The following is an 11,548-nucleotide window of genomic DNA, read 5'->3' on the forward strand; positions in this document are numbered from 1 at the left end:
TTAATATTTTAGCAAAAAATATAATTTTAAAAATAAAATTTGTTAAATAAAAATAAAAATTACAATTTATTAAAATTTACTAAATCTAGAAGAAGATAAGAAATTTTATAAATTTTTTTAGTGTAAAATTTATAAAGTATTGAAATAAAAAATTTAATGAAAAAGGAGTTTGTAATGGAAGAATTAGTAAAAAGTAAAATAAATTTCATTATCTTTTATTTAAAAAGTGTAAAAACAAAGGAAAAAGAAGATGTTGAAGAAATCATTGATTTTAGTGCAATTAAAATTAGTGATAATAATGTTGTTGATTTTATGCAAATTTTCATCAAGCCAATTAATGAATATAATTCATTTAATTTTATTGAAACAGGAATTGAAGAAAAACATTTACTTGAATTTGGTTTAGATAAAGTTGAAGCTTATGAAAAAATTAATCACTTTTTTAATTCTAATGATTATGTAATTGATTTTGGTTTTAATTTTAAAGATTTAATTTTATTAAAAACTGAAATTAGTAAATATATTAATCCTAATTTTTTAAATTCAAATACTGTTATTAATTTAAAAAGCCTTTTAAAACAAATAGTTAATCATAATATTTTTAAACTAAAAGATTTAGCCATTTATTTTAATCAAAAAAACCAATTTTTACCAAATGTTTATTCAAATGTAATTTTATTAAGTAAAGTTTTTATTTCATTTGATTATTTATTAGAAAGAAATAAAATTAGTATTATTCATAAAACTAATTTTAAAAAAAATGAATCATGAAATGAATTATTTGTCACTGAAGAATTATTAAATAATTTGAAAAAAACTTCTAAAACTATAATTGATTCAGATTTATTTAATAAGAAATTATTAAAATTTAAAATTTCTTTAAGACTAAAAATTGAAAATAAATTAGATTTAAGTTTGAAAAAAAACCAAAGATTTTTAATTTCAGATATTTTAGAAAGCCAAGAATTGAATTTAGATGATTTATACAAATCAAAAGAAATTCATGATAGTGTTGAATTTGCTTTAGATGAATTAAGAACTTTTCAAGATAATAAAAAGAAATTAAAACAAAAAATAAAACCTAAAAAGGAAGAAGATATTTATAAGTATTCTAACATTAGAAAAGAAAAAGCTTCTAAATCTAAATTAAAGAAAAAATGATAATAATAAAAACATCATTAATGATGTTTTTATTGATAATTTTGAAAAATAAATAATTTGTTAAAAATCAATTTAAATTTTCTTAAATCCATCAACAGTTAAAACTTTAGAAACACTTCCACCATTAAAACTTGCTGTTAATCTTAAAGCTAAAGTTCCTGTTGTATCATCTGTTTTAATTTGCTCCATTGAAGTTGAAAAAATAGGACTTAAAGTAAATCTTACACCATTACCTAAAGGAAAAGGAGTTTGAACAAAAAGATCTAAATTACTAATGTCAACACTTGAAGCTAATGTAGTTGCAATTTGATTTAGTTGAGTTCTTTCTAAAACAGTAATTGGATTGATAGCTTCTTGAGCAATAGCTATATTTGCATTTCTTTGTTCAGTTGTTTGAAAACCTGAAATTTCTAGATTTTTAGTTCTTGTTAAAGAACGAATTGTTCCTGTGACAATTAAAGTTATAGTTCCTGTTGTATCATTTACACTTTTTTGTTTAATTGAATAAGTAATGCTAACACCATCAATTACTGCACGAGTTATTGTTAGTTCCGTTGTTAAATTAGTTAAATTAATTTCTGAAGCTAATTTATTTTTATTACTAATTGTAAAATTTGTTGCAACAATTGAATTTAAAGCACTTTCAATTTTTGAACTATTAGAAGCACAAGCAACAACACTAATTGGTAAAATGGATACCACTGCTAAGGCCCCTATTCCAATAAGTGATTTTTTATTTATTTGTTTAAACATCTTTTTTTCCTTTATAAATTTTTTATATTTAAGTTTTATACATTATAAATTATAAAACTTTTTTTACTTAAGTTAAATGTATAAAATTCCTTTTAAGAAGTTTTAATTGTTTTTCAAAATAAACCAAACAATTAAATTATTTTGTATATTACTTAGAATTGTGAATTGTTTAATTTATGTTAAATGGATTAGTAATCCAAGTGTTATGCTTTAATCAAAAATATTGAATTTAAATAAACTTTCAAAAATTATCGAATTTATAAAAGAACTGCATATATTGTTATTTTTTTTATTGCAAATACATTTTAATATTTTTAAGAATAAGAAGTTATTTTTAAAAATATTAAAATAAAGACTAAATAGTCTTTATTTATTAGTTTGTAATTAAACTGGCATTGATTGTTCAAGTGATACAGGTGTTGTTCTAAAAGTATTAATATTATCACCACCAATATTTCCAGGAATTACTGGATTACCTCCAGAGATAGTACTATCAAAAGGTAAGTTAATACTAAAAGGATTTTGTAATACTCTATCAGTACCTGTTCCTACAAATTTTGGATTTATAATACTTCATCTAAATGAAGCAATTCCATTAAATGCTAATCTTAAGTTTCTATCTTCTAAGTCTTTTTTGAATCTTGGAATGTTATTGTCATTAAATAATACATTTCCTTCAATATCTTTTGCTCAAAAATCTGTTGGTTTAACAATAACTCCAAAAGCTCCTGAATTTGGACCTTGTATACTTGTTGAAATTAAATCAGTAAAATTACGTCCTGCTCCTCTACTTGATGTAATTAAAGACCTTGAACTACGTTCAAAAGTAAATAACTTATCTAATATTGTACTAATTGCAGTAAACCCTTTTAATTCTTTTGAAAAACTTACTGCATTTTCATCAAGTGTACCATTAATTGTAATTTTCATATCTGTTGAATCTTTTGTAAAAGTTGTTACATCTCCATTTAAATCTGTGATTTGATAATTTGCAAGTGTAAATCTACTTGCATTAGTTGTTCCAAAATCTTGATTTTTATTAATGATACCAATTTGTTTAATAAAACTTCTCATTGTATCAATGTTATTTTGTGTCAAAATATTTGTAACTGAAGGGGTAAAGAAAGTAGTATTTACTTCTGAATTAGATAATCCAAGTCAATCACCAAAGGCCATGGTTGCTGTTTTGAAATTATCTACATTTAATATTTTAGTTTTTAAAATTTGTCCTTCAAAAGAAGCAATAACTTTTACATTTAGAGTTCCAGCAGTATCATTAGGTGAATCTACTTCTAATGTAAAATTAACATTATTAATTGGATTTATTTTTACATTTTGGTTAATAAATTCATTTGTTGCTGAACTTGCTAAAATTTCACTAATTGCATTTGAATTATTAATAATTAAACTATTTTGAACAATTTCATTATAAGTATTTTGTAATACAACTAAATCTTTAGCTCTTTGATCTGTTGTTTTAAATCCTGAAATTGTTAAAGGAGTAGTTGTTTCTCTTGTTGCGACTTGACCATTTAAAGTTCCTGTTAGACCAAGAGTTAAAATTCCTGTTGTATCATTTGTAGAAATAATTGTAACTGCAAATACTACACCATTAGCAGAATTTGCTGGATTTTGAACAAAAGTTTTTAAAGTTTCTGGCTTAACTTCTGAAGCAAGAGTTGTTCCTTTTGGAGAATTAGTTGCTTCTGTTAGAGTATTAATTGCATCAACTGCAGCTTGAGCAATTGCAAAATTATTCTGATCTGTTGTTAAAAATCCTGAAATTGTTAAAGGAGTAGTTGTTTCTCTTGTTGCGACTTGACCATTTAAAGTTCCTGTTAGACCAAGAGTTAAAATTCCTGTTGTATCATTTGTAGAAATAATTGTAACTGCAAATACTACACCATTAGCAGAATTTGCTGGATTTTGAACAAAAGTTTTTAAAGTTTCTGGTGTAACTTTTGAAGCAAGAGTTGTTCCTTTTGGAGAATTATCTGCTTCTGTTAGAGAAGTTATTGCATCAACTGCAGCTTGAGCTGTTGCTTTATCTGCAGCTTGAACTGTTGTTAAAAATCCTGAAATTTTTATTTCTTTTGTATTTTTATCAGTACCAATTGTTCCTGTGACAATTAAATTTATAGTTCCTGTTGTATCATTTGGTTTTTTTGATTCTTCAGTTGCAAGAGTATATGTAAATTTAACACCGCTTGTTGTTGGACCGGTAATATTTAAAACTACTTCTGTTTGTAAATTAGCTTCAGTAATTGAAGTTGCCATTTTATTTGATTTGTTTTCTATTTTAAAACTTGTTTCAGTAATCAAATCTAAAGCTTTTGTAATTTTTTGGGCATTAGTTTCATTGGTGGCACAAGCTACAATACTAATTGGTAAAACAACAGTTGCTGTTGTTAATCCTAAACCAATTAAAATTTTTTTGTTTTTTTGTTTAATCATTCTTTTTTATTCCTTATTTTATTTTAAATTTATTATACATATAAAATTACATTTTTTAAATATTGAAAATTTTTCTCATTCAATTTAATTAGAAATTTTTATTTTTATAAATTCACTAATTTTAATTTGTTTTGTTTAAATATTCAAAAGCAAGAATTTAATTGAGAGATTAAAATTAAAGTAAGAATTAATTAATTTTAATGATCTAATTTACTAAACATATAAATTTCTATTTTTGCAAATAATACTATATCTTATTTTAATTTAGATATCAAAAATACAAAACACCAATTTTTATTGGTGTTTTAAAAAATAACTTAATTTTCTTTTGAAGAAATTGAAATAACTTTAGAAATGGTAAAATTAGAAATCCCTAAATCTAAAGAATCAATTGTTTCATCAAAATGAAAGCTTATTGTTAAAGTTTGGGAAATAATAATACCATTTTCTATTTTAGAATCTGAAGTTACTCATCTAAAAGTATTAGATAAATATTTAAGTCCTCTTGCTTTTAAAGAAGAATCTAAAACTGGAATGCCATCAACTAAAATAATATTACCATCAACATTTCTTTCTCAAGCATCACCTAGTTTTACAACAATTCCTTGATTTATTAAGTTAAAATCTTCTCTTGAATTACTTGTAATATTTTCTAAAGTATTATTTGCAAAACTCTCTTGTTCTAATTGTCCTTGAGCAATTTTCTCAATAATAATTAATGAATTAATAATACTTTCATCAATAGCACTAAAACCAATTAAATCTCTTTCATAAGTAATTGCAATTCCATCAAAAGTCCCATTAACAATAATTTTCATATTCTTAGTTTTTGAATCAAATTTTTCATTATTTACAGTTATAATTTGATATGACTTAACAACTACTCTATTTGTATTAATATTTCCAAATTCATAAGCTGAATTAAAACCGATATCTTTTAATTTAATTTCCATTTCTTTAAAATTTATTTCTGTTAAATTTACTCTTGAAGGTGTAAAGAAATTAGAATCTATTTTCCCTTTAATTAAACCAAGAGCATCTGCAAAAGCTTCTTTAGCTGTTATAAATCCTCTAATAGTAATTTCCTTAGAAATTATAGAAGTTGATAAAGTTCCTGTTAATAATAAAGTAATAGTTCCTTTTTCATCATTATAAAAATTAGATTGTAATAATTGATAATCAATATTTACTTTTTGTATAGATGAGTTAATATTAAATTTAATTAATTGTTTTAAATTAGAATCTAAAATTGAAGATGCAAGTTGCTTATAATCTTTAACAAGAAAATTAGAAGCATTAATATTATCTAAAATTTGTTTAATTCTTTCGTCTGAAGTTTGAAAACCACTAAGAGTAATTTCTTTTGAAAAATTAATATCTTCAAGAGTACCTGTTATTTTTAAAATTAATTGCCCTAATTTATCATTTGGAATTTGCAATTCTGAAATACTATAAGATAATTTAAAATTATCTAATTTAACATCAAAAGAACTAAAATCAATTTCTAAACCTAAATTTTCATTATTAATTTCAGAAGGGATTTTTTTAGGATTGTTAATTTTAAAATGACCACTATTAATAGTTTCTAAAATTTGTTCAATTCTTCCTTTTGAAGTTTGAAAAAAATTCACTATTATTTCTTTTGAATTTTTAAAACCATTATTTGAAATTGCATTTAAAATTACAATTAAAGATCCTTCTTTATTATTACTTGAATTTTCTTTTAAATTAATTGAATAACTAATTCCTGTTATTATTTTTAAAGGAGTTTCAATATAAGTATTTAGATCGCTATCTTTAATTTCCGAAGGAAGAAGAGAACTAAAATTACTTGTTTGAATTGGATTTAATTCTTTTACTAAATCTAAAGCATCATTAATAATTGAACTAAAACCATTAATTGTAATTACTTTTTCTAATGTAATTGCATCTAAATTTTCTCTTTTATATATTGCAATAACTTTTAGATTTAACTTACCTAATTCTTCATTTCCTTTAATTTGTTCTAAAGGTTCAAATAAAAATTCAACTCCACTATTTAAACTGGCTATTGGTAAAATAAAAGAATTTTTTAAAGTTATTTCATCAACTGTAAAAATAGGAATATTCCTTAAATTTACACCTTGTTTTACTAAAAAACTTTCTGAATTAATTTTTGCTAATTCACCTTGAAGAATGTCACTTATTTTTTTAAAGCCACTAATAGTAAAATTTTTGTTTGAAACATTTTTAGGTTTTGTTTTTAAATTGATAGCTAAATTTATTTTTAAAATTCCTTCAAGATCATTTGCTTCACTAATTGTTAAATTAATATCAAAATCTGTATTTTCAAATTTAAAAGGTTCAATAATTTGATTTAAATTTTCATTTGTAATTTTTGAAGGAAGTTGCTTTTCAGCATTTTCAAGCAATTTTATTTCACTAATATTTGCTAAAATTGTGTCTAAATTTACTTCATTTTGTTCATTTGTTGCACAAGCTACAATACTTATAGGAATAACAGCGACACTTGTTAGTGTTCCAAGACTTATTAATAATTTTTTGTGATTTAATTTCATATTTTCCTTTTAGATTATTTTTTAACTTAAATATTTTATAAAGTAACAATCTTATTTTAAGATTGTTACTTTATTCCATATATCTTTATTATAAGTTAAGTGAAATATAAAATATGAAGTTTTTGTTATTTTTTTAAAACTTAGGTCTTTATTTGATTCGGAAAATATATAAAAAGCATTTTAAAATGCTTTTTATATATTTTTAAAAATGAGAATTATTTTAGTTTAAATCCACTTAATGGAATATCTACTGATCTTCTGAAAGTTCTTGTGAAAAATGAAAATGAAACTTTTCATGATCCTTCAATGTAATAATAATTTCACCATTTTTCTCACTAGGTTTTACCGCTAAAAATTTAAAACTACATCACCAACTATAGAATTTATAGGACCTGGAAGAGGAACAAATTTTTCAAGATTTTCAATTTTAATTTCTGAAGTTAAAGTTGAATTTGAATCTGCAGATAAATGAAATTTAACATTTTCTTTTACAAAATCTGTAAATCAATTTGAAGGTGTTGCAAAACCTGGAATTTCAAATGTTTTAGATAAAAAAAGACCAGAAGTTTTATGTAAAGCTGTTAAAGTAAGTGCTAAAACTCCATTTTCTTCATTTTCTTCAGTTTTTTCTCTTGAAATACTACTTAGAAATAAATGATAAAATTAGTACTGTAAATTACAAATTTAGAAATTAGAAAATTTACTTAAACAATCTTTAAATTAAAACTATTCTTTAAAAAAGTATATAATTTATATATAAGCAAATCTTTATTTATTTTAAAATAAACATAATTAAACGAAAGGAAAATATGAATTTTCAAAACCCATTAAATGTAGGTGAATTTAAAAAAGAATCGGAACTATGGAAAGAGAATTGAAAAGCTCTTTATAAACCTTGAATTATTTTTTTTGTTGTGCTTGCAAGTATTTTAAGTGCGGTAACAATTGGTTACATTGTTGTTTCTTTTTTAAATGTTGAAAGTATTTTAAATAATTATAGAGAATCTTTAAATGGAATGACTCCACCAATTACTAATATCGATCAAAGAGTAAATGATTTAAGGACGAGTTATTTGTTATACTTTCAATTAATTCCAATTTTATTTCTTTTATTAATGATAGGGCTTTTAGGATTTTTTATTTACTCACTTATTACTTCAAATAAAAAACAAAGTTTAAGATTTTTAAATACAACAATTTTTACAATCATGGCTCTTTTTGGAATGTTAATTATTATTGGTTCAATTTTTTTACCAGCTGGAATGGCAATTGAAAATCCAATAGTTTTGTTTAGATTATTTTTAGGAATTTTCTCAATTATCTTTTACTTTTATCCTAGTTCAAAAATTAAACGTTTTAAAGCTAATTTTCAAAGATCGTACTTTTTACAAAAACAAAAAGATCAGCTTGAAGAATTTAAGAAAAATGGTAATTTTACAAGCAATGCTCAAGGATTTAGTCCGATGGATATTTTTAATGGTATGTTTAGCAATGCTCAAACAAATACTTCAAGAAATACTTCAAATACTAATCAAGCAAATGATTATAATTCTAACGAAGAATCTAAAACTTCTCAAAATAAAAATCGAGAAAAGCTTGAAGACCTTTCTACTGAACAATTACATTTATTAGCAGAAAAACTATTCATTTCAGGACATGAAGAAATGAATAGAAATGAATTATTAAATAAAATCTTAAATTATTTAGAAATTGATGAAGAAGCAAAAATGAAAACTGATGCAAAAATTACAAAAGAAAAAATTGATGATGATTTTAACAAAACAAAAAAACACGAATAAACTTCGTGTTTTTAATTAAATAAATTATTTACAAGATCTTGTAAAAACTCTTTTTTAGTAATTGAGACTAAAAAATATTTTACTTTTAGTTCATCTAAAGACTTTTTAATTTGATAAGTTTGAGATTGATTTAATTTATCTCGTTTTGTTGCAACAATAATTATTTCAAAAGGAGCTTCTTTTAAAAAATCATAAAATTCTTGATCTATTGGAGTAAAACCTAATCTTGAATCAATTAACAAAAAGAGTTTTTTAATTTCTACTCTTTTTGTTAAAAATTCAAAAATCATATCTGATATTTCAGATTGAGCTTCTTTAGATAATTTAGCATAACCATACCCTGGTAAATCGACTACACTATTACCTCTTTCATCTTCAAAAAAATTAATTAATTTAGTTTTACCAGGAGTTTTACCTACTTTAACAACTCTAGTTTTAAAAAGGGCATTAATTAAAGAACTCTTACCAACATTACTTCTACCTACAAAGCAAATTTCATTTTTAGGATTTTTTAATCATTCACTTTCTTTAGTACTACTTTTTATAAACTTTAACATTTACTTATTATAATGAATAAATGCTATTAATAAAAAAGATAAAATTACTTTCAATATATTTCATCTAATAATCCAAATTCAAAATTTATTTTAAAAAGATATTTTATCAAGAATTTCATCATAAAATTCTTGATAACCTAAAAAATGATGACTTACATATTTTTTTAAATTGTTTCCAAAAATTCTCTTTATTTTAAAAAAATCTTTCTTATCTAATATTTTACTAATATTTTGAAAATTATTTTTTTTTAAATATTTATCACCTAAATTTTTTTTAAGTGTATTTTCAATATTTTTTTTCTAAGCTCAATTCTTCAGAAATATGAAATGCCAAAAAATATTCAAATGCCAAACCTTCTGGCGGTAGCATAACAATTTTTTTTATATTTTGATTTGAATATTTTTTAAAATATTCTTTCCTATTTTTGATAGATGAAATATGTTTCTCAATTTTTGAATTTATAAAATTATGAGTATCTGAATTTTGAATATCATTATCTGAAATAGCTAATATTAAATTTATAGAACTATCTATAGATAAATTATTTTTATAGTTTTGAAAAAAAATATTTTTATTAAAAGATTTTAATTTTTTAAAATAAAATTCTTCAGTTGAATTGTTGTTTGAATTATTTTCAAAATTTAAAACAAGTACTTTCATCATTAATTCATTTCCTTTAAAAAATCATCAATTATTTTATCTAAAGGATGAGTTCCTATTTTTTCTTCTAAATATTCATAAGTGAAATTTTGATCTAATGAAGAATATTTTTTTATTTTAGAATATCCTTGATGCTTTTCTAGAAAATAGATATTTTGTTTTTCATTCAAATTCAAATTTTCAAATAGTAAAGGTTGATGTGTTGTGTATATTAAGTGAATTTTTCCAATAGAATTATTAAGATTGTTTTCAAAATATTGAATCATTAAATCTATGAATGTTTTAGTAAGTTTTAAATGCATAAAATTTTCAATTTCATCTATTAAGAAAAAAATATTTTTATTAACAGTAATTTTGTCTTTAAGTAAATAACGACTAATAATATCGTAAAAAAATGCAGCTCATTTTTGAGTTCCTTTAGATAATTGATTTCAATTTATTAGTTCTCCTTTTGTATTTTTAAAATATCAATAAAAATCATTTTGAATTTCAAAATCATCAATTCATGCGTCTGAAATTTTCATTCATTTCAAAAACTTCTCTTTATATTTTTTATATTGGTCTTCTATTTTTTGTGATTTAAAAAAATAGAAAATGTAATTAATTCGATTATTAAAATTACTAATATCTATTGGTCTTGATTCAGCTAAATAGGTTATTTCTAAATTTAAGATTTCATATTCCTTTTTAAAATTTGAAATTTTTTTATTTTGTTCAAAAAAAATTTTTTCAATTTCTTCTTTTGAATTTAAAATTTTTGTTTCAAAAGAAAAATAATAAAGATAAAAATTTCTTATAAAATTGTTAAAATTTAAAATTTCTTCTTTTAATATTTCATTAAAATAAAGAAAAATAGATACATTTTCATTTTGATTTGAAATTATCATTTTATAATTATCACCATTTTGAAAAAAAATATTGAATACAAATTTTTTATTTTTATCAAAAAATAAGATATTTAAGAATTTTTCTATTTTCTTATGTATATAAAAAGGTGAATATGAAGATATTAAATTTAATCCTAAATTATCTTTTTGTAAATAATTTAAAAATGATTGATAAGAAAAAAGATTAGAATTTAAAAATTTTTCCATATTCATAATTTGAAAAACTAATTCTATTGTTTCAAGGATTATTGTTTTTCCAGATGAATTTTGTCCTATTATACCTATAATTCCTGTGTGATTATTTCATTCTAATTCTAAATTATTGAAAACTTTAACATTTTCAAAACTTATTTTTTTTATTTGCATAATGTAATTATATAAAAAATTGTCTTATTTTTTTATTAAATAATTTAATTTTAATTAGAAATTGATAAAATTTTATTACAAAATAAATTAATGGAATTTATAACTAAATCTATCAATATAGAAATATTATAATCAATTTTTTTACATTTTAACATAATATATGTGTGCATATAATAATTTGCCTTTTACTTCAATAATATTATATAAAATTCAGTATTTATTTATGTAAGAAAATCTAAAAAAATATTTTAAAATAAACAAAAATTATGAATATAGAAAATTCAATTTAAAATTTATGAATCTAAATCAAAATTGAAAGTAAATTTATATTAAGTTTTAGAAAATGGTAAAA

8 protein-coding genes are annotated in these 11,548 nt (G+C 21.5%); 2 read left to right on the plus strand and 6 right to left on the minus strand.

Features of this window, described 5'->3' with window-relative positions; all coding sequences use genetic code 4:
• The first annotated feature begins 174 nt into the window (after nt 1–174).
• On the plus strand, nt 175–1,164 hold the full coding sequence (locus MMOB_RS01795) for a hypothetical protein (RefSeq protein WP_041362875.1): 990 nt from the start codon (nt 175–177) through the stop codon (nt 1,162–1,164).
• Between the two features lie 69 nt (nt 1,165–1,233).
• Here the strand turns inward: MMOB_RS01795 and MMOB_RS01800 are convergent, their stop codons facing one another.
• The 3 genes from MMOB_RS01800 to MMOB_RS01810 all read right to left on the minus strand — a co-directional run bounded on the left by MMOB_RS01800 (nt 1,234) and on the right by MMOB_RS01810 (nt 6,926).
• Nucleotides 1,234–1,914 (minus strand): lipoprotein 17-related variable surface protein, encoded by a 681-nt coding sequence (locus MMOB_RS01800; RefSeq protein ID WP_011264856.1) that lies wholly within the window; start codon nt 1,912–1,914, stop codon nt 1,234–1,236.
• A gap of 384 nt (nt 1,915–2,298) precedes the next feature.
• On the minus strand, nt 2,299–4,368 hold the full coding sequence (locus tag MMOB_RS01805; RefSeq protein ID WP_011264857.1) for a lipoprotein 17-related variable surface protein: 2,070 nt from the start codon (nt 4,366–4,368) through the stop codon (nt 2,299–2,301).
• Nucleotides 4,369–4,685: 317 nt separating this feature from the next.
• Nucleotides 4,686–6,926, minus strand: coding sequence for a lipoprotein 17-related variable surface protein (locus MMOB_RS01810; protein ID WP_011264858.1), 2,241 nt, complete (start codon nt 6,924–6,926; stop codon nt 4,686–4,688).
• A gap of 809 nt (nt 6,927–7,735) precedes the next feature.
• On the opposite strand from MMOB_RS01810, the gene MMOB_RS01815 reads away from it, so the two are divergent.
• On the plus strand, nt 7,736–8,725 hold the full coding sequence (locus tag MMOB_RS01815) for a hypothetical protein (protein ID WP_011264859.1): 990 nt from the start codon (nt 7,736–7,738) through the stop codon (nt 8,723–8,725).
• Between the two features lie 11 nt (nt 8,726–8,736).
• Here MMOB_RS01815 and yihA read toward each other — a convergent pair whose 3' ends face one another.
• The 3 genes from yihA to MMOB_RS01830 form a co-directional block, all read right to left on the minus strand.
• On the minus strand, nt 8,737–9,282 hold the full coding sequence (gene yihA / locus MMOB_RS01820) for a ribosome biogenesis GTP-binding protein YihA/YsxC (protein ID WP_011264860.1): 546 nt from the start codon (nt 9,280–9,282) through the stop codon (nt 8,737–8,739).
• Between the two features lie 274 nt (nt 9,283–9,556).
• Nucleotides 9,557–9,943 carry a hypothetical protein gene (locus MMOB_RS01825; protein WP_192805342.1) on the minus strand — a complete coding sequence of 129 codons (387 nt, stop codon included), beginning with the start codon at nt 9,941–9,943 and terminating at the stop codon, nt 9,557–9,559.
• A gap of 2 nt (nt 9,944–9,945) precedes the next feature.
• On the minus strand, nt 9,946–11,196 hold the full coding sequence (locus tag MMOB_RS01830; RefSeq protein ID WP_011264862.1) for an ATP-binding protein: 1,251 nt from the start codon (nt 11,194–11,196) through the stop codon (nt 9,946–9,948).
• Nucleotides 11,197–11,548 lie beyond the last annotated feature (352 nt).

This window comes from Mycoplasma mobile 163K (assembly GCF_000008365.1).
GTDB classification, from domain to species: Bacteria; Bacillota_I; Bacilli_A; order Mycoplasmatales; family Metamycoplasmataceae; genus Mycoplasma_J; species Mycoplasma_J mobile.